Origin of the sequence: Kaistella jeonii (assembly GCF_000812865.1) — a bacterium.
GTDB classification, from domain to species: Bacteria; Bacteroidota; Bacteroidia; order Flavobacteriales; family Weeksellaceae; genus Kaistella; species Kaistella jeonii.
Genome location: NZ_JSYL01000002.1, coordinates 1 through 25536, shown reverse-complemented (window position 1 = coordinate 25536; position 25536 = coordinate 1). Strand labels below are relative to the sequence as shown.

The 25536-nt window shown below is 35.0% G+C and carries 25 protein-coding genes; 11 read left to right on the top strand and 14 right to left on the bottom strand.

Annotated features, from left to right (window positions below; translation table 11 throughout):
- Positions 1-23 precede the first annotated feature (23 nt).
- Together cysK and epsC are read right to left on the bottom strand one after the other, a co-directional pair.
- Positions 24-956, bottom strand: a complete 933-nt coding sequence (gene cysK / locus OA86_RS02690) for a cysteine synthase A (RefSeq protein WP_039348501.1) — start codon at positions 954-956, stop codon at positions 24-26.
- Between the two features lie 184 nt (positions 957-1140).
- Positions 1141-1956: a serine O-acetyltransferase EpsC gene (gene epsC, locus OA86_RS02685; protein ID WP_039348498.1), complete on the bottom strand. Its 816-nt coding sequence runs from the start codon at positions 1954-1956 to the stop codon at positions 1141-1143.
- Between the two features lie 257 nt (positions 1957-2213).
- Here epsC and OA86_RS02680 point away from each other — a divergent pair, with 257 nt between their 5' ends.
- Positions 2214-3140, top strand: coding sequence for a malate dehydrogenase (locus tag OA86_RS02680; RefSeq protein WP_039348496.1), 927 nt, complete (start codon positions 2214-2216; stop codon positions 3138-3140).
- Positions 3141-3549: 409 nt separating this feature from the next.
- The gene (pafA, locus tag OA86_RS02675) at positions 3550-5190 is read left to right on the top strand and encodes an alkaline phosphatase PafA (RefSeq protein WP_039348495.1); all 1641 of its coding nucleotides are present in this window, start codon (positions 3550-3552) and stop codon (positions 5188-5190) included.
- A 668-nt stretch (positions 5191-5858) separates the two neighbouring features.
- Here the strand turns inward: pafA and OA86_RS02670 are convergent.
- Positions 5859-6392 carry a DUF4136 domain-containing protein gene (locus OA86_RS02670; protein ID WP_039348493.1) on the bottom strand — a complete coding sequence of 178 codons (534 nt, stop codon included), beginning with the start codon at positions 6390-6392 and terminating at the stop codon, positions 5859-5861.
- 61 nt (positions 6393-6453) lie between these two features.
- Complete coding sequence (locus tag OA86_RS02665; protein ID WP_039348491.1) at positions 6454-6651, bottom strand: C1orf53 family protein; 198 nt, start codon at positions 6649-6651, stop codon at positions 6454-6456.
- 39 nt (positions 6652-6690) lie between these two features.
- Here OA86_RS02665 and OA86_RS02660 point away from each other — a divergent pair, with 39 nt between their 5' ends.
- Positions 6691-7023 (top strand): hypothetical protein, encoded by a 333-nt coding sequence (locus OA86_RS02660; protein ID WP_039348489.1) that lies wholly within the window; start codon positions 6691-6693, stop codon positions 7021-7023.
- A gap of 140 nt (positions 7024-7163) precedes the next feature.
- On the opposite strand, the gene OA86_RS02655 is transcribed toward OA86_RS02660, so the two are convergent.
- The 4 genes from OA86_RS02655 to OA86_RS02640 all read right to left on the bottom strand — a co-directional run bounded on the left by OA86_RS02655 (position 7164) and on the right by OA86_RS02640 (position 8444).
- Entirely contained in the window at positions 7164-7463 is a 300-nt protein-coding gene (locus OA86_RS02655; protein WP_039348487.1) for a type II toxin-antitoxin system RelE/ParE family toxin, read from the bottom strand.
- Positions 7447-7680: a hypothetical protein gene (locus OA86_RS02650; protein ID WP_039348485.1), complete on the bottom strand. Its 234-nt coding sequence runs from the start codon at positions 7678-7680 to the stop codon at positions 7447-7449. Before OA86_RS02650 ends, OA86_RS02655 begins: the two co-directional genes overlap by 17 nt.
- Positions 7681-7771: 91 nt before the next feature.
- Positions 7772-8188: a type II toxin-antitoxin system VapC family toxin gene (locus tag OA86_RS02645; RefSeq protein WP_039348483.1), complete on the bottom strand. Its 417-nt coding sequence runs from the start codon at positions 8186-8188 to the stop codon at positions 7772-7774.
- A 1-nt stretch (position 8189) separates the two neighbouring features.
- Positions 8190-8444, bottom strand: a complete 255-nt coding sequence (locus OA86_RS02640) for a DUF6364 family protein (RefSeq protein WP_039348482.1) — start codon at positions 8442-8444, stop codon at positions 8190-8192.
- A gap of 100 nt (positions 8445-8544) precedes the next feature.
- Here OA86_RS02640 and OA86_RS02635 point away from each other — a divergent pair, with 100 nt between their 5' ends.
- The 3 genes from OA86_RS02635 (at position 8545) to hemL (ending at position 11994) form a co-directional block, all read left to right on the top strand.
- Complete coding sequence (locus OA86_RS02635) at positions 8545-9450, top strand: 1-aminocyclopropane-1-carboxylate deaminase/D-cysteine desulfhydrase (RefSeq protein WP_039348480.1); 906 nt, start codon at positions 8545-8547, stop codon at positions 9448-9450.
- Positions 9451-9584: 134 nt separating this feature from the next.
- Positions 9585-10634 carry a glucosaminidase domain-containing protein gene (locus OA86_RS02630; RefSeq protein ID WP_039348478.1) on the top strand — a complete coding sequence of 350 codons (1050 nt, stop codon included), beginning with the start codon at positions 9585-9587 and terminating at the stop codon, positions 10632-10634.
- A 76-nt stretch (positions 10635-10710) separates the two neighbouring features.
- Entirely contained in the window at positions 10711-11994 is a 1284-nt protein-coding gene (gene hemL / locus OA86_RS02625) for a glutamate-1-semialdehyde 2,1-aminomutase (protein ID WP_039348476.1), read from the top strand.
- Between the two features lie 346 nt (positions 11995-12340).
- Here hemL and namA read toward each other — a convergent pair whose 3' ends face one another.
- The gene (gene namA / locus OA86_RS02620) at positions 12341-13387 is read right to left on the bottom strand and encodes an NADPH dehydrogenase NamA (protein ID WP_039350383.1); all 1047 of its coding nucleotides are present in this window, start codon (positions 13385-13387) and stop codon (positions 12341-12343) included.
- A gap of 205 nt (positions 13388-13592) precedes the next feature.
- Here namA and OA86_RS02615 point away from each other — a divergent pair, with 205 nt between their 5' ends.
- Positions 13593-15428, top strand: a complete 1836-nt coding sequence (locus OA86_RS02615) for an FAD/NAD(P)-binding protein (protein WP_052257357.1) — start codon at positions 13593-13595, stop codon at positions 15426-15428.
- 58 nt (positions 15429-15486) lie between these two features.
- Here the strand turns inward: OA86_RS02615 and OA86_RS02610 are convergent, their stop codons facing one another.
- The 3 genes from OA86_RS02610 to OA86_RS15175 all read right to left on the bottom strand — a co-directional run bounded on the left by OA86_RS02610 (position 15487) and on the right by OA86_RS15175 (position 19542).
- The gene (locus tag OA86_RS02610; RefSeq protein ID WP_039348474.1) at positions 15487-17625 is read right to left on the bottom strand and encodes a catalase; all 2139 of its coding nucleotides are present in this window, start codon (positions 17623-17625) and stop codon (positions 15487-15489) included.
- Positions 17626-17654: 29 nt separating this feature from the next.
- The gene (locus tag OA86_RS02605) at positions 17655-18221 is read right to left on the bottom strand and encodes a YciE/YciF ferroxidase family protein (protein ID WP_039348472.1); all 567 of its coding nucleotides are present in this window, start codon (positions 18219-18221) and stop codon (positions 17655-17657) included.
- Between the two features lie 763 nt (positions 18222-18984).
- Positions 18985-19542, bottom strand: coding sequence for a YciE/YciF ferroxidase family protein (locus OA86_RS15175; RefSeq protein WP_074781393.1), 558 nt, complete (start codon positions 19540-19542; stop codon positions 18985-18987).
- Between the two features lie 375 nt (positions 19543-19917).
- On the opposite strand from OA86_RS15175, the gene cdd reads away from it, so the two are divergent.
- Positions 19918-20397, top strand: a complete 480-nt coding sequence (cdd, locus tag OA86_RS02595; protein ID WP_039348469.1) for a cytidine deaminase — start codon at positions 19918-19920, stop codon at positions 20395-20397.
- A 23-nt stretch (positions 20398-20420) separates the two neighbouring features.
- Positions 20421-21305, top strand: a complete 885-nt coding sequence (locus tag OA86_RS02590) for a Ppx/GppA phosphatase family protein (RefSeq protein ID WP_039348466.1) — start codon at positions 20421-20423, stop codon at positions 21303-21305.
- Between the two features lie 4 nt (positions 21306-21309).
- Here OA86_RS02590 and OA86_RS02585 read toward each other — a convergent pair whose 3' ends face one another.
- Positions 21310-21801, bottom strand: coding sequence for a metallophosphoesterase family protein (locus OA86_RS02585; RefSeq protein ID WP_039348463.1), 492 nt, complete (start codon positions 21799-21801; stop codon positions 21310-21312).
- A gap of 622 nt (positions 21802-22423) precedes the next feature.
- Between OA86_RS02585 and truA the strand changes: the two genes are divergently transcribed.
- Together truA and OA86_RS02575 are read left to right on the top strand one after the other, a co-directional pair.
- Entirely contained in the window at positions 22424-23155 is a 732-nt protein-coding gene (gene truA / locus OA86_RS02580; protein WP_039350375.1) for a tRNA pseudouridine(38-40) synthase TruA, read from the top strand.
- A gap of 91 nt (positions 23156-23246) precedes the next feature.
- Positions 23247-24992: an ABC transporter ATP-binding protein gene (locus OA86_RS02575; RefSeq protein WP_039348460.1), complete on the top strand. Its 1746-nt coding sequence runs from the start codon at positions 23247-23249 to the stop codon at positions 24990-24992.
- 124 nt (positions 24993-25116) lie between these two features.
- Here OA86_RS02575 and OA86_RS02570 read toward each other — a convergent pair.
- Positions 25117-25536: transposase (locus tag OA86_RS02570; RefSeq protein WP_039348457.1), on the bottom strand; the 420-nt coding region annotated here is incomplete at its 5' end.

Here is a 25536-nt window from a genome sequence, read left to right as displayed (position 1 = left end):
TTTTCAGGATAAACTATTAAAGATTAACCTTTATAAGGATTTTCTTCAAAAAGTCCCTCAACAGACCAATATCTTTCACCTGTATCATAATTGAAAGTCAAAACGACAGAACCTTCAGGGATTTCTGATAACTTTTTATTCACTGCTGCACAAGATGCTCCGGTTGAAACTCCGGCTAAAATTCCTTCTTCGCTTGCGAGTCTTTTTGTGAATTCAAAAGCTTCTCCTTTTTCAACAGCAATTGTTCCGTCTAAAAGTTCAGTGTGTAAATTTTTTGGAACAAATCCAGCGCCGATTCCCTGCAAAGGATGCGGTCCAGGTTTTCCGCCAGAAATTACGGGAGAATCGGTAGGTTCAACCGCAAAACTTTTCATATTTGGAAATTTCTGTTTTAAAACTTCAGTTACTCCGGTAATGTGACCTCCAGTTCCAACACCAGTGATAAGGTAATCGATCCCGTTTGGAAAATCATTTAAAATTTCCTGAGCCGTAGTTTTCGCATGGATTTCTGGATTAGCAGGATTTTCAAACTGTTGTGGGATCCAGGAGTTTTCGATTTCTTCAGCCATTTGCATGGCTTTTTTGATCGCTCCCGACGTTCCTTCTTCTTTTGGTGTCAAAACAAATGATGCTCCGTAAGAACTCATCAGTTTTCTCCTTTCAACACTCATACTTTCCGGCATTACCAATACCAATTTGTAACCTTTTACGGCACAAACCATTGCTAATCCAACACCGGTATTACCAGAAGTTGGCTCTATAATCAGAGTGTCTTTATTGATTGTTCCATCCTTTTCCGCTTTTTCTATCATTGCCAAAGCAATTCGATCCTTCAAACTTCCACCGGGATTTTGTTTTTCCAGCTTCATCCAAACTTCCACGTTGTTTGGAAAAAGTTTATTGATCTTGATTACCGGTGTATTTCCGATAGCTTCTAATATATTGTTCAGTTTCATAAAATAAATTTTAAAATTTGTTAATTATTTGGGCAGCTTTTTGACTACGTCGAATGTCTATTTACTATTTTTTTATGGCAGCTTTTTCCGCCCTCCATTCCCGCTTTTTTTATTGTCATCTTCGGCAAGCTCAGAAAACAATAAAAAAGAGCTCCATTCAGGTCGGGCTGTAAGAAATTCCGTTTTAAATACTAAAAATAATTGGTTCATTTCCGGGGAATTTATTCTTTACGGTAACTTGACCTTTATGAAAAACCACAGAGTTTGGTGCTACACTTTCTGTAATCCAGACATTTCCACCAATTAATGCATTTTTTCCAATCACCGTTTCGCCACCCAAAATCGTAGCATTTGCATAAATCACAACACCATCTTCAATGGTTGGATGACGTTTTATGTTTTGTAAATTTTTGGCAACTGAGTGAGCACCTAAAGTCACTCCTTGGTAAATTTTCACGTGATTTCCAATGATTGTAGTCTCTCCAATTACAATTCCTGTGCCGTGATCAATGAAGAAATAGTCACCAATTTTAGCACCTGGATTAATGTCTATTCCTGTTTTACTGTGCGCAAATTCCGTCCAAATTCTTGGAATTAACGGAATGTTATTTTTATAAAGTTCATGCGCAAATCGATAAACAGCAATTGCAAAAAACCCAGGATAAGAAAACATGACTTCTTCTCTGCTTTTTGCCGCAGGATCATTGTCAAGAATTGTTTGGGCATCATTTTCCAGTGACTCGTAAACTTTCGGGAAACTTTCAAAAAAGTGATCTGTTTTAAGACTGTCTTTTTCTTCAGTTACGGAGCATAATATTTCTTTAAATTCAATTTTAAAAGCATTTAAACGCATTTCAATATTATCCAGTTCCGAACATCTTTGATATTCCAGAAAGAAAATAAACCGGAAAAATCGGTCGATAAAATCTTCGATTTTCTTTTTATCGATGTCATATTTTCGGTTCGAGTACCCTTCGTGAAGTCGTTTTGCAAAACCCATTTTGACTGCTAATTTTAAACAAATTTAGTTTATAATATTTCCAAAAATCTTGATTTAGGGCAAGAATTAACTATGGCAATGATCCAGATTATGAATTGCCTGCATTTTTTAAATAATTAGGAAAACTTTAATAATACTAAAATTGCCCAAAACTTTAACATTTCGTAAATTTACGTCACATAAAAAAGGGAAATCTACTTTATTAAAAATGAAAGTCGAGTTTCCATATTACCTTTAAAATCAATAAAAATTTAAATATGAAAGTTACCGTAGTTGGAGCAGGAGCAGTTGGCGCAAGTTGCGCAGAATACATCGCGATGAAAAATTTCGCAGCAGAAGTTGTTTTAGTTGACATTAAAGAAGGTTTTGCTGAAGGTAAAGCGATGGATTTGATGCAAACCGCCTCTCTAAATAATTTCGATACCAAAATTACTGGAACAACCGGTGATTACAGCAAAACAGCTGGATCAAAAGTTGCCGTAATCACTTCAGGAATTCCAAGAAAACCTGGAATGACGCGTGAAGAATTGATCGGAATTAACGCTGGAATCGTGAAAGATGTTACTGCAAACCTGGTAAAACATTCGCCAAACGTAATTATTATCGTGGTTTCTAACCCGATGGATACGATGGCTTACTTGGTTCATAAAACTTCTGGTTTACCGAAAAATCAAATTATCGGAATGGGCGGAGCTTTAGATTCTGCACGTTTTAAATACAGATTGGCAGAAGCTTTAGAATGTCCAATTTCAGACGTTGACGGAATGGTAATCGCTGCTCACAGTGATACAGGAATGTTGCCTTTGATGAGTAAAGCAACCAGAAACGGTGTTCCAGTAACTGAATTCTTAGACGAAGCAAAACAAAATCAAGTTGCGGAAGAGACCAAAGTTGGTGGTGCAACGCTAACTAAATTATTGGGAACTTCCGCTTGGTACGCTCCAGGTGCGGCAGTTTCTGTAATGGTACAGGCAATTTTTTGCGACCACAAAAAAATGATTCCTTGTTCACTAATGTTAGACGGAGAATACGGTCAAAGTGATATCTGTCTAGGAGTTCCTGCAATTATCGGTGCAAATGGTGTTGAGAAAATTGTAGAAATAAAATTAACCGATGCTGAAAAAGAAAAATTCGCTACCGCTGCACAAGCAGTAAGAGAGGTGAATGGTGATTTGAAATTCTAAATTTCCAAGAAGCCATGAAATGGCGAAATCAACAGCAAAGGGCGAAACCCTTTGAAAACGGAGATTTGAAATTCTAAGAAATTATCATTAATATTGAAACGCATCTTTCCGAAGGTGCGTTTTTTTTTGGTGTAACAAGATTATTGCTTTGTAGAAAATTCTTCACTCTTTCCATTACAATCTTTTTTATATTTTGAAAATTATAAAAAAGGATTTCCATTGCGAACCGAAAAATGAGATTCGGCGATTCCTTAAAATAATTTAGAAAAAGAGTCAATCGGGCCTAAAAATTAACATTCATTTATTTTTGATCATTTGTTTAAAGTTGTTCATGAAAAGTTCATTCTTTTTTTTAGAATTAAACCCTTAAATTTGTCTCTAAAATTCGAACATCCGTAAATTTTTAATTATGTTGAAAAATATTTCTATCATTTTTTTAGCCCTTGTCTCAACGGGTTTTTCTGCTCAAAAAAATAAATCCTCTCAAATCGAAAGACCAAAACTCGTCGTGGGTTTAGTCGTTGATCAAATGCGGTGGGATTATCTCTATCGTTATTATGAAAAATATGGTAATGATGGTTTTAAAAGACTTTTAAACCAAGGATATTCTTTAAATAATGTTCACATTAATTATATTCCAACGTACACTGCGGTTGGACATACCACCATTTATACCGGTTCTGTTCCGGCGATTCATGGTATTGCTGGAAATGATTGGTACGATAAAACAACTGGAAAAAATGTCTACTGTACAACCGACGACAGCGTAAAACCAGTCGGAACATCTGATGCTAAAGTAGGCAGTCATTCTCCTAAAAATCTATGGTCAACTACGGTTACTGATGAACTTCGTTTAGCAAGTAATTTTCAGGCAAAGGTGGTGGGAGTTTCTCTAAAAGATAGGGCTTCAATTCTTCCCGCAGGTCATAATCCTACAGGAGCTTACTGGTTTGATGACACTAGCGGAAATTTCATCACAAGTTCTTATTATATGAATCAGTTGCCAAAATGGGTGAATGATTTTAATGCTCAAAAAATTCCAGATGAATTGGTGAAGAATGGTTGGAATACTTTGCTACCAATTAATCAATATACCGAAAGTTCACCGGACAATTCACCTTGGGAAGGACTTTTGGGAAGTGCTAAAACACCCACTTTCCCTTATAATAATTTGGCTGCTGATTATCAAACGAAGAGAGACAACATACGATCTACGCCTTTTGGAAATACCTTGACGCTGAAAATTGCAGAAGCTGCCATCAAAGGAGAAAATTTAGGAGCCGATGCAATCACCGATTTCTTAGCCATCAATTTAGCTTCTACTGATTATGCCGGACATAAATTTGGACCCAATTCAATTGAAGTTGAAGATGTTTATTTAAGATTAGACCGCGACTTGGCAGATTTCTTTAAATATCTAGATCAAACAGTTGGTAAAGATCAATATACCGTTTTTCTTTCTGCAGATCATGGTGGTGCCCATTCTGAAGGTTTTATGGAAGAACATAAAATGCCGACCGGTTTTTATGGTGAAGACAATAAAGAATTTAATGTGATGTTGAAAGATAAATTTAATGTTGATAAATTAATTTCTAAAATAACCAACAATCAGGTTTATTTAGATGATAAATTAATGACTGACAATAAATTAGATGCGGAACAAGTGAAGCAATATTTGATTGATATTTTGAACAAAGATAAATCTATATTGTTTGCCGTTGACATGAAAAAAGCTGGCTCATCATCAATCCCCGAACCGATTAAAACAAGAATTATGAATGGTTACAATTGGCAAAGAAGTGGAGATATTCAAGTTATTTACCATGATTCCTGGTTGCCAACTTATTCTAAACTGGGAACAACTCACGGAGCCTGGAATTCTTATGACTCTCACATTCCTTTAATCTTTATGGGTTGGGGAATTAAAAAAGGGGAGAGTAATAAAGATTACAACATGACCGATATTGCACCAACAATTTCTGCATTATTGCACATTCAGTTCCCAAGCGGAAATATAGGAAATCCAGTTACAGAGGTGATTGGGAAATAAGATATAAATAAATATAGAATAATTAAAACCGCTTTCGAGCGGTTTTTTATTTAATATCAATACTTGCTACTTGCGCGGAATTTAATTGGCATCGGAAATGGAGGCGTAAAGAAAAATTGATAGAAAACCGTGAAAAAATTTCTTTGTCCGAAGCGCGTAATAATTTTAATACTCATGAAAAAATTAAACGATCGCGCGAGTTCAGAAATTTTAGGTTAAAAAATAAATTTTTAGCCGGAGTTTCAAGCCTTGTCCGCCGCGGCGGATTGTTATTTTGTTTCAAGACAAAAGAACAAGACAAAATATAACAAGATTAAATTAATGAGATTCTTCCTTTGTCAGAATGACAAAGTCGTTGTAATTATTTTCAAGACATTATTTCCATTAGAAATTAAAAAAATTAATAATCTTCACCATTAAGAAATTAAGATTTCTATATCTTTAATTTCATTAATGAAAATGAATAGATTTTTATCATTAAGATATTTAAGGTTGAGTTCGGAATATGATTACAACAATCTTTCATATTCTTTTGTAAATCTATATAGACGTGAACCTTTTGTGACTTTACTTCATTTATTTATTCTTTTTTAAGGAATCAGTGAATCTTAAATTTTTGGTTAAAAAAAAGACCGCATTTATGCAGTCTTCATTATTTTCTAAAAAAATTATTTCATTTTATTTGGAGGATAATTCGCCATAATCTCCGCAACAATCTCCGGAATCTGTTTCTGTTTCGCTTTTGGTGAATCTACCGAAATTCCGCTTCCGACACCTTGCCAAACCAACTTCTGCGTTCTTGCATCAATTAAATCCAGAATCAAAGCACCTTGATTATAATTTTGAGTCCACGTTCTGTTCATTCCAACTCCCCAACCGAAAGATCCGCCCCAACCGTACATTCCGTAAGGTCGGTTGCTTTGTACGTCCTGAATTTTCTTGTAATTCGCTTTCACGTTTACAATTAAATCGGGATTATCAGAAACGCTCAAGCCTTTCATTTGGAGTTGTTTCGAGACTTCATTCAAAACGCGATCTTTATCAATATCGTTCATTTTTAAATCATCAACTCTCAATTTGTACGATTTGTACATATTGAAATTTGCGGTTTCTGCATAATCAGATTTCACTTGAAAAGGACTGCAAGAAGCAAGTCCCAATGTGGCCGAAGCCAATAAAAGTAAGATATATTTTTTGCTCATGACCTGAAATTTTTTGTGTAAATATATTTTTTAAAAAATTGAATGCTAATTCTATTATCTTTTAGTCTGCATTTGGTTTCGTCTCCGCTCTCAACGGTTTTTTAAAACTATCCGTCTTTTTATCATAACCGTACGGACAATGTTTACACCCACTTTTGCAACAATAACCGCGCTTTAGGTGATAAGCTTCCGTAAAAACTTTATAACCCTGTTCGTTGTAATAAAAGTCTTCGTGTTCTTTGATGATTTTCTGGTACATAAGTTAAATCAGATTTCCTGAAATTAATATCTTTGTTTCATGATCCTGATTTGCCAAAGACTTCTCAAAAATACAAAAATTTCGGGGATCACTCTTTTTCCCTTTATCCTTCTTCGAAAGCCAGAAGATCTTCAAAATAAAACCTTGATCAACCACGAGAAAATTCATCTGCGTCAACAAGCGGAACTCCTGATTATTTTCTTTTATCTATGGTATGTTTTAGAATATTATTACCACTATTTCAAGTTAAAAGATTCTTTCCTCGCCTACAAATCCATCTCTTTCGAGCGCGAAGCTTACGCCATGGAAGATGATTTAAACTATCTCACCAAAAGAAAATTCTGGAGTTTCTGGAAATATATTTTAGATTAATATTTTTTGTGCGCCTTTTTCCGCCCTCCGTTCCCGCTTTTTTAATTGTTGACTTCGACAAGCTCAGTCACCAATTAAAAAGAGCTCCACTCAGGTCGGGGCGCAGCTTGAGCGAAAAATGAATATTAGTTTTAAGCAACTTAAAGATTTTCTTCTTTTGGATTTTGTCTGTTAGAGAAGAAAGATAAGATTTCTACATCGTTTCCTGTGATCCGATAGTAGAGCGTATTGATCTTTAGGATTACAACTTTGTAAATTTCCTTATTTTCAGACTTCGGAAAAATTAATGGATTGATAGAAATGAGTTCGAGAACAGTTTCTGTTTTTTTAGCAAGCTTTTTAATTTCTTTTTCTGTGAAATTTATTTCAAGATACTCGATAGTTTTTTCTAACTCTTCTAAAGCATATTCAGTCCAAAGAATATTATAACCACTTTTCATATATTTTTCGTGCTTCAGAATGGGGCTTTAGTTTTTTCTCATCAGCATCATTAATTCCTTTCTGGATCGCAATTTTCTCTTCGGCAGAAATAGAAGTCCACCAATCTTTAGTTTCTTGTTGGCGAAAATTAATCAATTTTTCAATCACCGATTGATCCTCCAATGCCGAAAGCCACTGAATTAATTCTAATTTTTTACTTAAGATTTGAGTATCCATAATGTTCTTTACTAAAAATGTCGCTTATCAAATTTAGGATTTTTTAATTAATCTGTTATAAGTCTTTTCATAAAGTCTTGAGAGTTTGTCTTTATTTCTTTATCGTTTCCAAATAACTTTCCCCATTCATCACAGGAATCATCGCATTTTTAAAATCTTTTTCGTTTCTCGTAACAATCAAATCACAATGTGATGCAATCGCACTAAAATACTGCATCGCATCTTCAAAATCTTTGAAGTCAGAATTGATTGCTTTTTCAACAACTTCATCATCCATCAAGGAAATTGCACAAAGCACTTTAAATTTTCTAATTTTCTCCATTGCTATTTTTGTGTTTTCGTATTTTGAAAGCAGGTAATAGGTATTTGAGATAGAACTTGGCGAGGTGAAAATTTTAATTTTCTTGTGATCTGCTAAAGTCATTATTTTTGCTGCAGGTTCATAGAAACCATCTCTTTCTCCGAGAAAGTCAATGACAATATTGGTATCTAAAAATATCCTCTGCATTTTACTGATATTTTTTGTCTAAATAATCAGTGTAATCTTCCGTTGAAGTTTTCCAGTCGGCATCAGCAGGAATACTTTTTCCGCTCGAAATGCTTTTCACAAAAGGAGAAATCTCAAAATCATTATTTTGTTCTTGAGTAATCGAGTCCAGATAGTTTTCAATTAATCTTGATAAACTCAATTTTTTAGTTGAAGCGTATTTTTTCGCACGTTCAATTACGTTTTCGTTGAGTTTAAGAGTGAGTTTGCTATCCATAACTTAGATTATACGTACAAATATAATAATTTTATACGACCTTCACATTTAATTATGCAACTTTTTGTATTCTATCAATATTTCTCCCAACTTTACACCAATGAAAATCCCCACCTTTTCAATTCCCATCATCGAAATCCCTCTTCAGAAAAATATTCAGCTTTTTTTGAAAAGAGAAGACCTCATTCATCCAAAAATTTCAGGGAACAAATACTGGAAACTCTTTTATAATATCAATTCTTATTTAGATCAAAATCCAGAAAATCCTTTCCTTATTACTTTTGGTGGCGCTTTTTCCAATCATATTGCCGCAACCGCTGCTTTGGGAAAAGAATTTAAATTGAAAACTATGGGACTTATTCGGGGGGAAGAAATTCAGGAAAAATGGCAGGAAAATCCAACCTTAAAACTCGCGCACCAAAACGGAATGAACTTTCGATTTGTAACACGAGAAGAATATAGAGACAAAGATTCTTTAACCCAAATCCTACTTAAGGAATTTCCCGAAGCTTTGATCGTTCCAGAAGGCGGAACCAACGAACTCGCCGTGGAAGGGATTCAGTTTATGCTCGATTCTTATACAAAAAGTTTTGATTATCTTTGCACCGCAGTTGGAACTGGTGGAACAATCGCAGGAATTTCCAAGTTTGCAGAAGAAAATCAGCAGGTTTTAGGTTTCAAAGTCGTAGATGATGACTCCTTATATAATAAGGTGATTGAACTTTCAAAAAGGAACAATTTTAAACTCCTTGAAGCACATGATGGAGGTTACGGTAAAATAAGTGACGATAATATCCGTTTTATCAATGACTTCAAAGAAAAATACGGAATTCAACTCGATCCGATTTATACCGGGAAGATGATGAAGAAGATCTTCGAATTGATAGAGGAAGATTATTTTCCGGAAGGATCAAAGATTCTGGCTTTTCACACGGGTGGTTTACAAGGAATTTTCGGAGCAAACGAAATGTTGAAAAAACAAAATCGGGAATTGATTAAATTGTAAAATTGATAAAGATATTCCTGCCCATAGAGCAGATGACGCTGCGTAATGCATTTTTGATCTGCTAAATACGCGAGAGAAATAAAATTAAATATGAGATAAAACTTTACTTGTTTTAAAATCATCAAAAAGAATTTATGAAAAGAATATTTTTTGCTTTTGCACTCCTAATTATAGCAAAATTTCACGCTCAAACCTGGAAAACAGATGAGCAATACATCCAGAAATTCGCGCCGTACGCCGTAGAAGAAATGGAGAAATATAAAATCCCGGCTTCAATCACTTTAGCGCAGGGACTTTTGGAAACCGGTGGCGGACAAAGTCGATTGGCACAACAGGGAAATAATCATTTCGGTATTAAATGCAAAGAAGACTGGACCGGAAAAACGATGACGCACACCGACGATGCGCCGAATGAGTGTTTTCGGGTTTATAATGATCCGAGACAATCTTACGAAGACCACTCAAAATTTCTCGCCTACAGACCATTTTATGTGAATTTGTTCAAACTCGATATGATGGATTACAAATCTTGGGCACACGGTTTGAAAAAAGCCGGCTATGCGACGAATCCAAAATATGCCTACATTCTCATCGATAAAATTGAAAAGAACAGGCTCTATGAATTTGATAAAAGCAGTTCTGGCGAGGTGCTTTACGCCGTTTTGAGAATGTATCCTGATCTAAAAAATGACCGTATTTTTATGGCGCAGTTAGATCAAAGCAGATCTTCCTCAAACCCCGTAACTGTAAAAGTTCCTTACGAACAGGTTTCCTATGCGAAACAGCAGCAGAATGTAGAAAAAATTGTTTCAAAAGCCGAAACTTTAAATTCAATCTTAATTAAAAGTCATCCGAATGATGGGATGAAATTCGTGATTATTCCAGATAATTTAGATTTAGCAGCAGTTTCAAAAAAGTTCGGTATCAGCGAAAGTCGTTTGATGAAATGGAATGAATTGGACGGAACACAATTAAAAAGAAATGACTTTCTTTTCTTAGAATCAAAATCTTCCAGTGGAAATGTAGCAACTTATAAATCTCAGGTTGGCGAATCAATGCACGATATCGCTCAGAAATTCGGAATCAAACTAAAAAAACTCTATTCAAAAAACAGAATGGATTACGGTCAACAACCACAATCCGGACAACTCATCTATCTTCAAAGCAAAAAACCTAGAAAATAATCCGCGATTTTGAAATGATGATCTATTATATATTTTTGACTCATCCATCATCCATCATCCAACATCCAACAATATTATGTTATACCAAAGAAGTTCAGCTTTATTCGACGAAGCGTACAAATATATTCCGGGCGGCGTAAATTCTCCCGTTCGTGCTTTTAAATCTGTAGGTGGCGTTCCGATTTTTATGAAATCCGCAAAAGGAGCTTATATGACCGATGTTGACGACAATCAATACATCGAATATATCAATTCATGGGGTCCCGCAATTCTAGGACATACTCATCCCGAAGTTTTAGAAGCGATTAAAAAGCAAGCTAAAAAAGGTTTTTCTTACGGAACTCCAACCGAACTGGAAACGGAGATCGCGAAATACATCGTAGAAAATGTCCCGAATATTGACCAGATCAGAATGGTTTCTTCCGGTACAGAAGCTTGTATGAGCGCTATCCGATTGGCGCGAGGATTTACAGGAAGAAATAAATTCATCAAGTTCGAAGGTTGTTACCACGGACATTCCGATTCTTTTTTAATTAAAGCGGGAAGTGGAATGGCGACTTTTGGAAATCCAAGTTCTCCCGGCGTAACTCCCGGAACTGCGAAAGATACTTTGCTTGCGAAATATAATGATATTGAAGAGGTTGAAGATCTGTTCCGACATAATCAAGGTGAGATCGCTGCAATAATTGTAGAACCAGTTGCCGGAAATATGGGTTGTGTTTTACCGGAAAATAATTTCCTTCAAAAATTGAGAACATTGTGTGACGAAAACGGAGCGCTTCTAATTTTCGATGAGGTGATGACGGGATTCCGTCTGGCTTTCGGTGGTGCTCAGGAATTATATAAGGTGAAAGCCGATATCGTAACTTTTGGAAAAGTAATTGGTGGTGGACTTCCTGTTGGAGCTTTTGCAGCGCGTAATGAGATCATGGATCATCTTGCCCCAAAAGGTGCAGTTTATCAAGCCGGAACTTTAAGTGGAAATCCTTTAGCGATGAGAGCGGGTTTGACGACTTTGCAATTGATTAAAAGTGATGAAAATTTCTATCAAAAATTGAACAAGTCGACAGAGACTTTAGATTTTGAAATTGGTAAAATTTTAAATCAGAAATCAATTCCACATCGAATTAACAGAAAAGGTTCGATGATGAGTATCTTTTTCCATGTTAATGCGGTTTCTAATTTTGATGAAGCAGCGAATGCGAACCATGCTTTGTTTAATAATTTCTTCCATCAGTTATTAGAAAAGGGGATTTATTTACCACCAAGTGGTTATGAAAGCTGGTTTATTTCTGCTGCGATCACCGAAAAAGAAATTGATAAGACCTTGGAAGTAGTTCGGAAATTTGAATATTCCTAATATTGAAAACTTATTTATACTAAAACTATCTAATAGCAGTTTTTAAGTAAGAACTTAAAACAGAACCCATGAAAAAGAAACTCTTAAACATCTTGATGATTTCTTCAATTTTTACAACAATTGGATTTATAATGGATGGTGATCCCAAAGTTCCCAGCATTATTTTGCGATTTACCGAATTTTTTCTAATGTTAGGAATCTTCTTCTTAGTTCTATCCGTTTTATATTTTGGCAGTATATTTATAAAGCGAAGTTTTCGAAAAGTGATTAATTAAGAATTTAATATAGATAAAGCAGAAAAGCCATTTCAAATCGAAATGGCTTTTCTATTATTAACAAATGAAGTTTAGATCCTCGCTCTATCATACTGATGCGGGAAAAAACATTCTCCTTTTCCTTCGAAAGAATTTTCAACCGCCAAATAAGGGTTTCTCAAAATTTCTCTTGCGACAAAAATTAAATCCGCTTCTCCTTTTTCTAAAATTTCTTCTGCCTGTTCTGCAGATTTAATGAGTCCAACCGCGCCGGTTTTGATTCCTGCTTCTTTTTTGATCTCCGCAGAAAGTGGAACTTGATAGCCATCAAACAAAGTGATTTTAGCACCGTGAATATTTCCACCACTCGAAACATCAATTAAATCCACATTTTTAGTTTTTAAAACTTCCGCCAGTTTCACGCTTTCTTCGATATCCCAACCATTTTCAGCATATTCTGTTCCGGAGATTCTCACAAAAAGCGGATGATTTTCATTCAACAATTCATTTACTGCTTCCACTATTTCTACCAGAAAACGAATTCTATTTTCAAAACTTCCACCATATTCATCAGTTCTGACATTTGATAAAGGCGACAAAAACTGGTGAATTAAATATCCGTGAGCAGCGTGAATTTCAATGAGATCAAAACCAGCTTCCAAAGCTCTTCTCGCAGAATCCTGAAAATCGTGAACGAGTTTTTTAATTTCTTCCACCGACAATTCGTGTGGAATTCTTTCCTCTTCTGAATAAGGAATTTTTGAAGGTGCAACAGTTTCCCAACCTTTTTCCAAAGACAGTTGTTTGCCATTCCAGGTAGAAGCTTTTCGTCCAGCGTGACCCAATTGAATTCCAAATTTACTGTCAGAATTCTGGTGCACAAAATCCACGATTTTTTTCAGACTTTCTTGCTGTTTATCGTTCCAAAGTCCCATACATTTGTGCGTAATACGACCTTCAGGAACAACTCCGGTTGCTTCAACCATCAGTAATCCGGTTCCACCTTGAGCACGACTTCCGTAATGCACATAATGAAAATCAGTCGCAACACCGTCGTTACTTGAATACATACACATTGGCGACATCACCCAACGGTTTTTAAGTTCTAAGTTTCTAAATTTAATTGGCGAGTATAAAATCATAAATATTTTTTTAATTAAGAGCACAAATTTACAACAAGTGGAGTGGAGCGGCACATTTTTAGCCATTCAAAATATCGATAAAAGAGAAAGGTATTTTAGAATAAAATCTCTTTTTCTAGATGAATTTTTTCAGGCAATACTTTTATCTTTACTGAACTTGTGCTTTTCATTAAATAAATTTGGCTGATCTTAAACTACAACTATGACTAAAAAAATTATCCCCGAAAGTGATTTGACGAATATTGCAATCATTGGCAGCGGTCCAACTGCACTGTTTCTCCTCAAATATATTTGGGAAAATATTGATATTTTAAAATTGAAAATTAAAAAGATCACTATTTTCGAAAAAGAAGAAGTTCTGGGAATCGGAATGCCTTATAATTCTAAAACGACGGATATTTATAATTTGGCGAACATTTCTTCCGAAGAAATTCCGATGCTGCAGGAATCTTTCGCAGACTGGCTTCGAAAACAAAGTCCGGAATTATTAGAAAAGTTGAATGTGAGGGATTTTCCAATTGATGATTCGGAAGTTTACAGCCGGGTTTCTCTCGGACATTATTTTGAAGAGCAGTTTAAACTTTTGATTTCGGCTTTAGAATCGAAAGGAATTGAGGTCATTCAAAAGGTGAGATGTGAAGTTGCGGATATTTCAAAAGATAAAAATCAATTAGTAGTTACTGATTGTCATCAGGAAAAAACTCAGTTTTCTACCGTAATTATTGCAAATGGCCATGAATGGAGAGGCGAGGACAAACCGGAATCTGGATATTTTGCTTCACCGTGGCCAATTCATAAATTAATTCCGGAAAATGGAGAAGGTTATAATTTTCCAGTCGGGACTTTAGGCGCTTCTTTAAGTGCTTTTGATGTTGTGACTTCATTATCACATCGTGCTGGAACTTTTAAAAAAGAAAACGGCAAATTAAGTTTCAAAAAAAATGATGCAAATCCTAATTTTAAGATCGTTTTGCATTCTTCCGAAGGTTGGTTGCCGCATTTGCAGTATGAACAAAAAGAACCGATCCGGGAAATCTATCGTCATTTTAACCGAAATCAAATTTTACAATTAATTGATCAAGACGGTTTTCTACGGATTGAAAATTATTTCGTTCATTTATGCAGACCCGCTTTAATTGAAGCTTTCAGAAAAGATCACTTGGAGGATGTGGTGAAAAAGTTAAATGATTCGTCTTTCAGTTTTAAAGATCTTGTAGAACTGATGAGCCAAAAACATGAATATATCAATTCTTTCGAAGGAATGAAAAAGGAAATGGTCACAGCGAAAAATTCCGTTGAAAATAAAATTCCGATTTACTGGATGGAAACTTTGGATGATTTAATGTACAGTTTAAATTATCACGTAGATCTATTACCGGCGGAAGATCACCTCTTCTTTCACAAAGAAATAATGTCATTTTTAATGAATGTCATCGCTGCTTTACCGCTACAATCTGCAAATATTCTTTTGGCTTTATACGACGCAAATTGCATAGAACTGAAAGCCGGATTTGTAAATTTCCCTGAAGATTCTTTTGGTAAAGGTAAAACTAAGATTACTTTAAAATCGGAAGATGGAAATGAAGAAGAAATTGAATATCAGTTATTCGTGAATTGCGGCGGTGAAAAAAAATTAGAATTGGAGGATTATCCTTTTCAATCGTTAGTAAAACAAGAAGTAATTAGCACTGCGACTGCAAAATGTGCAGAGGAAAATATTTGCAAAGAGAAAGCGAAAAATTCAGATAAAATTGATTTATTTCAAACTGAAAATGGTTTAGAAATGAAATTATCCGGAATTCAAATTGATTCAAGTTACCGAACTATTAATAAAGAAAATGTTGCGAATGCTTTTCTATATGATATCAATTTTACGCATGCAAATGGTTTAAGACCTTATTCGTACGGACTTCAAGCGTGTAGCGCAACAAGTTTAATCGTAGTTCAATCTTGGTTGGCAGAAATTGTAGAAGATAAAAATGTAAGTGAAGAAATTGAAACGATCACCGAATTATATGAAGACGTGGATGGTTTATAAAATATTTAAAAATGAAAAAGGCTCCAATTACGGAGCCTTTTCTATTTAAGTTAAAATACTAAGCGGGCACAACAGGATTTTTTTCACGTTCCCAAAATCGGTGCTGTTGAATATTTTTTACAAAATCTTCTAAATTTCCATTGATAGAAACTCCTTTTGCGGGAAGTTTAATTTCTGGAATTGCTTTTTGCAAAAATGCCGCTGCATCTGAATCGCATGCGATAGGTTTACAATGTTTAAAAGCTTCTGCAACAAAATGAAGCGCATCTGGATTTGATAAAAGTGTTTTCATATCATCTCCACCCGCAACATAAACGGCGTCAAAAACAACCGAAGCTGCAGTTAACAAACTTTCGTCAACTGGATATTCATCTCCGGATTTTGTAGTGACAAAACCATGTTTCGGTGCAATTACTGCGACCATCGCATCCAAATCACACAATCCTTTTTTAATTTTGGTGAAAGCGTCATCGTTGACACCATCTGCAGTGATTATCGCAATTCTTCTCGCTTTAATATCGTTTACTAATTTATTTGACATGCTTAAAGACGGCGCATCTTTGATCGGTAATTTTTCTTTGAAAGAATGATAATGCTCCAAATTTCCGTCCGCAGGAATACTTCCCGTAATTGGTTGAGGAAGTTTAGCTGGAATCAAACCTAAATTATCACCTACGATTTTTGCTAATTCTTCATCGATTTCCAAAAGCATATTAACCATTCTTTGACGAATTGGAACAATTTTCACTTTTCCTAACTCAAAAGAAAATGCATTTTGAATGTGTCTTTTTTCATTGTCCGTCATGCTTTTATAAAATAATTCAGGCTGACTGAAATGATCAAAGAAACTTTTACTTCTCATTCTGATTTTTTTAGAATCGATTCTCTCTTCGAAAGAATTAAAACCACCTTCCGCAATTTTCGCCTGGAAAGGGCAACCTCCTCCCATAGAATTTGGGTTGTAGGAAACCTTTCCTTTCACGATCTGCATTCTGTGCATTCCGTCGCGCTGATTATTTGTGACTTCTGGAATCGATTTATTGATGGGGATTTCATGAAAATTTGGTCCACCTAATCTGGAGATTTGAGTATCCGTGTAAGAAAATAGTCTTCCTTGTAACAACGGATCATTCGTGAAATCAATTCCTGGAACCAAATGTCCGGGATGAAAAGCAACTTGCTCGGTTTCTGCGAAAAAATTATCAGGATTTCTATTCAAAGTCATTTTTCCAATGATTTCCACGGGAACCATTTCTTCCGGAATTAATTTCGTAGGATCCAATAAATCGAAAGCATATTTGTGTTCATCTTCTTGTGGAACGATTTGAACTCCCAATTCCCACTCGGGAAAATGCCCTTCGTCAATGGCTTCCCACAAATCTCGACGGTGAAAATCCGTGTCTTTTCCGGCAATTCTCTGCGCTTCGTCCCATGCTAAACCTAAAACGCCTTGTTTTGGTTTCCAGTGGAATTTTACAAAATGAGATTTTCCTTCATCATTTATAAATCTAAAAGTGTGAATTCCAAAACCTTCCATTGTTCGTAAACTTCTTGGAATTGCGCGGTCACTCATTAACCACATTACATTATGCATCGCTTCGGGCATGAGCGAAATAAAATCCCAAAAAGTATCGTGTGCAGAAGCGGCTTGCGGAATTTCATTGTGAGGTTCAGGTTTTACTGCGTGAACTAAATCCGGGAATTTTGTCGCGTCCTGAATAAAAAACACAGGCATATTATTTCCGACCAAGTCATAATTACCTTCTTCCGTATAAAATTTCACAGCAAATCCACGAACATCTCTTGGAACATCGGTTGAACCTCGAAATCCAGCAACGGTGGAAAATCTTACAAAAACAGGAGTTTTTATCGAAGTGTTATTGAGGAATTTTGCTTTCGTATATTTTCCCATGGATTTGTAAAGTTCGAAAACTCCATAAGCTCCGGAACCTCTTGCATGAACGATTCTTTCCGGAATTCTTTCGTGGTCAAAATGCGTAATTTTTTCCCGAAGGATAAAATCTTCCAATAAAGTTGCGCCTCTTTCACCTGTTTTTAAAGAGTTCTGATCGTCATTTATTTTTAAACCTTGGTCAGTTGTCAGAAATTCACCTTGATTATCGGTGGTAAATTTCCCTAATTGTTCCTGTTTTGGATTTGCGCCATTTTCAAACGGTTCGCTTTCGTTTATTTTCATAGTAGTATTTCTAATGTTGGTGATTAATTTTAAACGGCATTTAAATCTTTAGACTGTAATTTTCCATCAACTACTTGAGAATTCAAATTGGTATCTGCAATCGTACTGAGCAAACAATCTGACTTTTTTTCTTCACCTAAAGTTTTCAGAATTAAATCCAGCGCAGTTCTTTCATTCAAAGTTTTCGCAAATGCTGCTAAAGTTCCATAAGTTGCGATTTCATAATGCTCTACTTTTTGCGCACTTGCAATAATTCCGGCGTCACGAACTGGACCTTCTGCGGTTTCTTCCATAATTTCTTCGCCTTCTTTAATGATTCCATCCATTGCGAGACATTTTTTACCTTCCGCTTTTAAGCCCATCGATTCGAAAACCTGTTCTAAACGCGTAACATGTTCTTTTGTTTGCGCCAAATGGTCTTTAATGGCTGTTTTCAATTTTTGATCTGTTGCCTGATCGAACATTTTCGGAAGGGTTTTTACCAGAGCATTTTCTGCCCAATAAATGTCTTTTAGGGAGTCGATGAAAAATTCTTTTAGATTTTTAGCAACTTTACTTTTTTCTGATTTCGGTGATTTTGGTTTTTTGGTGTCCATTTTTTGATGTTTTTATTTTTAATGATTTTCGAGAATTTATTTAATCTTCACTCTAAAGTTTAAAGAATATTTAAGAATAAATTAATAATTTTCAGAAACATTTTTTTTCAAATTAATAATTTAAATAAATTGTATCACTTTAGCAATAAGGGTTTTAGATGAAAACTGAATCAAATTTTAAACCAAAATATTTAGAACTTTAATAATTCTTTCATCGAAAGTTTTATACAATTCTAGTTAGAAATCTACTTATAAAATTTTAGAATCACTTCAGATTATGTTGTCAATTAGATTTATAACGTTTGTACTCGGAGCACAATAAAACGTTTTAAAAATTTCCAATGATTATCCTTAAACATTAAAAAAAACAATTTTTCTATAATTATTTATTTGAGTTTCTTAGAGGATCTTTAAGTTTACAATAAGATTTATAGCAAAAACTTTTCGGGAGACAGCACAAAAAGATTTTCTACGAACAATCACAATCACGAATTCGTTGTTAGCAATTTCTGAAACATCCGTTTTGCAGACCAGAAGTTTACTGCTTTCTGCCAATTTATATTTTCAAAAAGAAAATGCTAAAAAATCTGTAGAACCCGCTTTGCAGATAAAATGAAGAGTAAATTTTATGGGTATTTTGTCCAGCTTATACAAGGATTTAAATCTTTGTAATTGGTCAAAAGAGTATTTAGATAAATGGGTAAAAGTGCGTGATAAGATTTAGGATAAAAACGTGGCGAATAATAATCAAGAATTAAGTTATTTAATTTTTATACCCTTCTACATGAGAAGCCAGAAAAGCATCGAATATGCGATTTAGATGGTTGGCTATAAATTCTTCTTCTTCTTGGGCGCTAACTGCTAATAAAGTTGCAGCTTTATAATAGTTTAGTTTAATAGCCAGATGAGCAAGACCGCCATAAGACGCTATTTTATAATGAGCTAATTTCTGAGAAACAAGAATAAGGGCTATTTCCCAATTTACGGGATCATCTGCAAACATGGCAAGCTGCTTCTTTCCCTCTGAAAGTAAAGCATTAAAAGTTTCGCAATTTTTACCTTCGATCGATTCATCTTTTAATCGAAAAATCTTTTCCAGGCGTATTTTATGTTTAAGGAGAATGGAGTAATGATTTTCAAGAATTTTCTTTAAGTTTTCCGAAATGATCTGACCTTCTATGAGCGAGAATTCTTTAGATATTTTGCATTCAGCAAAGTACATTTCCTGTAAAGAATGAATAAAAAAATCCTCTAAAACAGATTTTGAATTTGTAATGGTATCTTTTGGTGTAGTATGAATATTTTTATCTAAATTTTTCATGAGTCTCATTTATTTGTTCACTAAATTTAAAAAGACCGGGAAGTTGGATTAGTAAAATTACGACATTAGTTTTGTATAAAGTCATTTTTTGGTACCGTGATTACACCCTTTCGTATGGATAAATTTACTGCAAATGATAAACCGAATTTTTACTGCAATTATTTATTTATTGTCAATTTTCAAAACCAAAAGAAATTTTAACATATATAAAGAGGAACTATTATGATTTCAAATTCTACAAAATAATACTATCTTTTTGTAAATAATAAATGCTCATTGTACAAGTTTCTGAACCTATCTCAAGCATTTCTTTTCTCCTGCTGCGAAGCTTTCTTTCAAAAAAAATATCTATCTTTACTCTCCTATTTTTAATACATGCAAAAAGAATATACCACTAGTTTTGAAGCCATCGAGAGTTACGATCACCTTGATGAAACTGAAAAAAAACTATTCGATTCCGCCCAAAAATTTCGTGCAATTGCTTATGCACCATACTCTAACTTTACAGTAGGGTGCGCAATTTTATTAGAAAACGGCGAAATCATTTCTGGAAGTAATCAAGAAAATGCAGCTTATCCTTCAGGTTTGTGTGCAGAAAGAACGACCATCTTTTGGATTGGTGCCAATTTTCCGGATGTGAAGATCAAGAAGCTTTTTGTAATTGGTGCGCCGAGAGAAGCTTTGACTTCTGTGCCGATTCCACCTTGTGGAGCTTGCCGACAGTCTATATTGGAATATGAAGCCAAACAATCAGATCCGATCGAGATTTATTTTGCGTCTTTAGACGGAGCGATCTATAAAACAAAATCAATTCGAGATCTACTGCCTTTTTCCTTTGATTCTTCTTACCTTTAATAAATAATATTTCCCCGAAAACAATGAGAATTGCCGCGATTGACATCGGAAGTAATGCAGCACGATTGCTGATCAATGAAGTGACGGAACCCAAGAAAGGGAAACCGCAATTCACTAAGCTCAATCTGCTCCGTATTCCGCTTCGTTTGGGGATGGATGTTTTCACGAAAGGAGAAATCGGTGCAGAAAGAGAACAGATGATCATGGATTCAATGAATATTTTCAGCAATCTCATGAAAATTTATAAAGTTGAACATTATCGAGCTTGTGCAACGAGTGCGATGCGCGACGCGAAAAATGGACAGGAGATCATACAGCAGGTGAAAGAAAATTCCGGACTTAATATCGAAATCATTTCCGGTGACGAGGAAGCCAGTTTGGTTTTCGAAACACATATTGCAGAAGGTCTTGATAAGAATTTCGATTATCTCTATATCGACGTTGGTGGCGGTTCTACAGAACTCACTTTCTACGAGAACGGAAAAATAAAATACGAAAGGTCGATTAATATTGGAACGATTCGTTTGCTCGAAGGTTTGGTAAAAGACGATTTGTGGAGAGAAATGAAAGAAGATATCCGCAAAAATATCAACAGCAGTAAGCCGATTGTTGCGATTGGTTCCGGTGGGAACATCAATAAAATATTTTCGATGAGTAAGACCAAAGACAGCAAACCGATGTCGAGTGCTTATTTGAAAAAATATTATAAAGAAATGAATGAACTGACGGTCGCGGAAAGAATGAGCAAATTCAATCTCCGGGAAGACCGTGCCGATGTTTTGGTTCCGGCGTTACAGATTTTTAATAATGTAATGACTTGGGGTGATATTGATAAAATATTTGTGCCTAAGATTTCTGTTGCTGATGGTTTAATTCACAGTATTTATGAAGGTTTGCAGAAGAAATAATCTTTTATTTCTTCCCTAGTTCAATCACTTCCAAGTTTTCAATTTGATCACCATTAATTTCAAAACGCATCATCGTTCTCATTTGATGCCATCCAACTTTTCCCATTGCGCCAGGATTTAAGTGAAGCAATTTATTTTTCTGATCGTACATTGCTTTCAAAATATGAGAATGTCCGGAAATGAAAAGTTTAGGTGTTTTTTCTTCGATTTCCTTTTTGGCTAAAAGCGTATATTTTCCCGGATAACCGCCGATATGAATCATTAAAACTTCTACATCTTCACATTTGAACCGTGAAACTTCTGGGAATGTTCTTCTTATTTCTGTTCCATCGATATTTCCGTAAACGCCGCGTAAAGGTTTTGTTTTCTCTAATTCTTCTAAAACTTCCATATTCCCGAAATCTCCGCAATGCCAAATTTCGTCTGCATTTTTTGCATATTCTAAAATTCGGTCATCGATATAAGAATGAGAGTCGGAGAGAAGGAGTATTTTCATAGGGTAAATTTCTTACTTTTTTATATAACTACAAATATATAAGGTTCATTTTAGTGGATTATTGAGAGGATTTTTAACACATGAGTCACATTAGTTTTTATTAATTCTTTTCTTGAAGAAAGCTCAAATGAGTTTTTCAAAATGCATTCTCTATAGAATAACTTAATTATCTTAATTTCTTAATTAAAGCTTAATGGTGAGACGTTTTGAATTCATTTTGAGCTTGATTTCGATATTTTGATTTGTAAAGGTTTAATAGGTTTCGGCTAAAGCCGATTTCTCTACTTTATTTTTAAACGGGCTAAAGCCCGTTCCTATTGATGGCTATTATAAGTTGAAAATAATTTTGATGACGATTTATTTTCCACAGATTTTACAGGTTCACAGATTCGCGGATTCCATCATTTTTCATATTTAGCAGATATAGTAGTTTTTGCGCAGCTTATTTTGACGAAGTTTTTAAAATAAGAGATGAGAAATAATCTTTATTTTAGCCCCGATTGAACGGCATGTTTGAGCTCTCCCAATGCATTTGATTGGGAAGCGAGTAGTGAAAGCGGGTAGGTTTTTCGGAAGACATTCACCCTTTTTTGCTCCTAAAAAATCAGTAAATTTGCAGCCGATGAGGTATTTTATAGAATTTTCTTATTCGGGTAAAAATTATTTTGGTTATCAAATTCAGCCGAACCAAATTTCTGTGCAGGAAGTTTTGGAAAAAGCTTTATCAACAATTTTACGCGAAAAAATTAAGACGACAGGAGCGGGCAGAACCGATACCGGCGTTCATGCGAAGAAAATTTTTGCGCATTTTGATACTGAGAAAAATTTGGATGACAATTTAGTTTATCAACTCAATAGTTTTTTGCCTTCTGATATTTCTATTTCCAGAATTTTCAGGGTTAAAGAAACCTTTCATGCCAGGTTTGATGCGACTTTTCGGACTTATGGATATTACATCAATTTAGAAAAAAATCCGTTTACGCAAGATTCTTCCTGGCAAATCTGGAAAAGGGATTTGGATGTAACGAGGATGAATGAAGCGTGTGAAATCCTTTTTGAGTACGAAGATTTCACGAGTTTTTCAAAATTGCATACTGGAAATAAAACCAATAATTGCAAAATTTATAAAGCGTTTTGGGAACAAAATGGATCTGAACTGAAATTTACGATCTCTGCGGATCGGTTTCTGCGAAATATGGTTCGTTCGATTGTAGGAACGATGGTCGAAATTGGAAATGGAAAAATAGAACCTTCGGATTTGCGAAAAATAATTGAAGACAAAAATCGAAATTCTGCCGGGACTTCCGCTTCTGCACAAGGTTTGTTTCTGGTAGATGTTGGTTACGATTTTTAATTATCAATCATCACAATATCAAATCTCAATCTTTCAACACCTTTCATCACTGCAAAATTTCTTATTTTTGCAAAGAATTTTTAATTAAAATATGAAGCAGCAATCTACCTGGGATATTATAAAACGGCTATTTAAAATCGGCATGAAATTTCGGTCGTGGTTTATGGTCACGCTGATTATCTCGATTGTTTTATCGGTGATTTCTACGTATCGACCGTACTTAACGATGCTTATTGTAGATACAGATATCATTCAACTTCGTGACAAAGAGTTGATGATGAAGCATATTTATATTTTGGTGGCTTTGGTTTTTGGAGAAACTATTTTGAATTTTTTCCTGGTTTATTTCTCCAATTTTATTTCTCAAAATGTGATTCGCGATATTCGAGAAAGGCTTTATCATAAACTCATTTATTTCAGAACTGCTTTTTTTGATAAAACTGCGATCGGACAATTGGTTACTCGCGCAGTTGGCGATGTAGAAACGATTGCGACGGTTTACACGGATGGATTTTTGATGGTTTTTGGAGATATTTTGAGAATCGTTTTCGTTTTGGTGATGATGTTTCAGGTCGATGTGCATTTGAGTTATATTTCTCTTGCGATTCTTCCGTTAATGGTTTTGATAACGCGATTTTTCCAGAAAAGATTGAAGAAAGCATTTACTGATGAGCGCGCCTGGACTTCGAATCAGAATTCTTTTGTTCAGGAACGACTTTCCGGAATGTCTTTAATCCAGGTTTTTAACAGGCAAAAAGCGGAATTTCAGAAATTCGATGAGATCAATATTACTTTAAAATCTGCCTTGCTTCGAACCGTTTTTATTTTCTCCTTATTTTTTCCTGTTGTTGAATTAATTTCTTCTTTATTTATAGGATTTATTCTTTTTTATGGTGGATTTATAACTATTAAAGCGGGAGCGGTAATCGCCTTTATTCAATATATTTCAATGTTAATTCGCCCGTTGCGACAAATTGCTGATCGTTTTAATAATATTCAAAGAGGAATTGTTGGTGCAGAAAGAGTTTTGGGAGTGATGGATGAAGATTTCGCTTTGCCAAACAAGGGTAACATCTCAAAAAATCATTTCGATGGAAAAATAGAATTTAGGAATGTGCATTTTGCCTATGATGATAAACAGGAAGTTTTAAAAGGAATCAGTTTCAAAGTGAATCCTGGAGAAACTGTCGCAATTGTTGGAGCGACCGGAGCCGGAAAATCTACGATCATCAGTTTAATTACGAGATTGTATGACATCAATTCCGGTAAAATTTTACTTGATGATGTGGAGTTAAAAGAATATGAACTCTACAATCTTCGAAGTCATATTGGAGTGGTGTTGCAGGATGTTTTCCTTTTTCACGGAAGTATTTTTGAAAATCTTTCTTTTGGAGATGAAACCGTGACTTTGGAAAAAATTAAAAGTATCGCGAAGGATATTGAAGTTGATGATTTCATTGAAAGTCTTCCCGGTGGTTACGAATATGTGGTGAGAGAAAGAGGTTCGTCGATTTCTTTGGGTCAAAGACAGTTGTTGTCATTTTTGAGAGCTTATCTTTCTGATCCGAAAATATTGATTCTAGATGAAGCAACTTCTTCAATCGATCATGAAAGTGAGAAATTGATTCAAAGAGCTACCGAAAAAATTACGAAAAACCGAACTTCAATTATTATTGCGCACCGACTTTCTACGATCGAAAAAGCTGACAAAATTATCGTCATGGAACATGGGAAAATTGTAGAGGAAGGAAAACACCTGGAACTTCTGGACAAAAACGGTTATTATGCGACCTTATATAAAGCGCAGTTGAAAGTTAAAATTCTGGAAACAGAATAAATTACATCTAAAGAAGAAGCCGTCTCAAAATAAAATTTGAGGCGGTTTTTTTATTTTGTTTTACAAGACGCTAAATTGTTGATTATAATGTTCTTTTTTAGAATTGTCTAAAAAAGTGCTCCTTTTAGGCACTTTTCTTCCTTAGATTGTGTGCTAAAGCGTGTAATCCGAACTCTAGTTCTGCTTTTTCTATTCCGATGTGCGTAAAACGCTTGAAGTTCCGGTTGGATTTGATATGTGCGAAGACAGGTTCTACATCTGCGGTTCGTTGTCTGCGTTTTAGTTTACCGATTTCACTTAAGAGGTTTTCCCGAACTCTGTCCTTATGGCGTTCTAAATTTTGGTTCCGTTCTATTATTCTGTTTCCCTTCGATTTATGGCAAGTCCCTCGCAGCGGGCAACCATTACAGTTTTGAGCTTGGTACAAAGAACTTGCCTGAGCATAACCGCTTTTGGTTTTTCGGTTTTTAGAAGATATTTTGTTCATCGGTTGCCCCATCGGACAGATATACTGATTTTTTTCTTCGTTATAATAAAGCTTATC

What these genes read in the sequence shown, in the direction of transcription:
- cysK (WP_039348501.1), bottom strand. Translation starts at nt 956, where the DNA reads ATGAAACTGAACAATATATTAGAAGCTATCGGAAATACACCGGTAATC.
- epsC (WP_039348498.1), bottom strand. Translation starts at nt 1,956, where the DNA reads ATGGGTTTTGCAAAACGACTTCACGAAGGGTACTCGAACCGAAAATAT.
- OA86_RS02680 (WP_039348496.1), top strand. Translation starts at nt 2,214, where the DNA reads ATGAAAGTTACCGTAGTTGGAGCAGGAGCAGTTGGCGCAAGTTGCGCA.
- pafA (WP_039348495.1), top strand. Translation starts at nt 3,550, where the DNA reads ATGTTGAAAAATATTTCTATCATTTTTTTAGCCCTTGTCTCAACGGGT.
- OA86_RS02670 (WP_039348493.1), bottom strand. Translation starts at nt 6,392, where the DNA reads ATGAGCAAAAAATATATCTTACTTTTATTGGCTTCGGCCACATTGGGA.
- OA86_RS02665 (WP_039348491.1), bottom strand. Translation starts at nt 6,651, where the DNA reads ATGTACCAGAAAATCATCAAAGAACACGAAGACTTTTATTACAACGAA.
- OA86_RS02660 (WP_039348489.1), top strand. Translation starts at nt 6,691, where the DNA reads ATGATCCTGATTTGCCAAAGACTTCTCAAAAATACAAAAATTTCGGGG.
- OA86_RS02655 (WP_039348487.1), bottom strand. Translation starts at nt 7,463, where the DNA reads ATGAAAAGTGGTTATAATATTCTTTGGACTGAATATGCTTTAGAAGAG.
- OA86_RS02650 (WP_039348485.1), bottom strand. Translation starts at nt 7,680, where the DNA reads ATGGATACTCAAATCTTAAGTAAAAAATTAGAATTAATTCAGTGGCTT.
- OA86_RS02645 (WP_039348483.1), bottom strand. Translation starts at nt 8,188, where the DNA reads ATGCAGAGGATATTTTTAGATACCAATATTGTCATTGACTTTCTCGGA.
- OA86_RS02640 (WP_039348482.1), bottom strand. Translation starts at nt 8,444, where the DNA reads ATGGATAGCAAACTCACTCTTAAACTCAACGAAAACGTAATTGAACGT.
- OA86_RS02635 (WP_039348480.1), top strand. Translation starts at nt 8,545, where the DNA reads ATGAAAATCCCCACCTTTTCAATTCCCATCATCGAAATCCCTCTTCAG.
- OA86_RS02630 (WP_039348478.1), top strand. Translation starts at nt 9,585, where the DNA reads ATGAAAAGAATATTTTTTGCTTTTGCACTCCTAATTATAGCAAAATTT.
- hemL (WP_039348476.1), top strand. Translation starts at nt 10,711, where the DNA reads ATGTTATACCAAAGAAGTTCAGCTTTATTCGACGAAGCGTACAAATAT.
- OA86_RS02615 (WP_052257357.1), top strand. Translation starts at nt 13,593, where the DNA reads ATGACTAAAAAAATTATCCCCGAAAGTGATTTGACGAATATTGCAATC.
- OA86_RS02610 (WP_039348474.1), bottom strand. Translation starts at nt 17,625, where the DNA reads ATGAAAATAAACGAAAGCGAACCGTTTGAAAATGGCGCAAATCCAAAA.
- OA86_RS02605 (WP_039348472.1), bottom strand. Translation starts at nt 18,221, where the DNA reads ATGGACACCAAAAAACCAAAATCACCGAAATCAGAAAAAAGTAAAGTT.
- OA86_RS15175 (WP_074781393.1), bottom strand. Translation starts at nt 19,542, where the DNA reads ATGAAAAATTTAGATAAAAATATTCATACTACACCAAAAGATACCATT.
- cdd (WP_039348469.1), top strand. Translation starts at nt 19,918, where the DNA reads ATGCAAAAAGAATATACCACTAGTTTTGAAGCCATCGAGAGTTACGAT.
- OA86_RS02590 (WP_039348466.1), top strand. Translation starts at nt 20,421, where the DNA reads ATGAGAATTGCCGCGATTGACATCGGAAGTAATGCAGCACGATTGCTG.
- OA86_RS02585 (WP_039348463.1), bottom strand. Translation starts at nt 21,801, where the DNA reads ATGAAAATACTCCTTCTCTCCGACTCTCATTCTTATATCGATGACCGA.
- truA (WP_039350375.1), top strand. Translation starts at nt 22,424, where the DNA reads ATGAGGTATTTTATAGAATTTTCTTATTCGGGTAAAAATTATTTTGGT.
- OA86_RS02575 (WP_039348460.1), top strand. Translation starts at nt 23,247, where the DNA reads ATGAAGCAGCAATCTACCTGGGATATTATAAAACGGCTATTTAAAATC.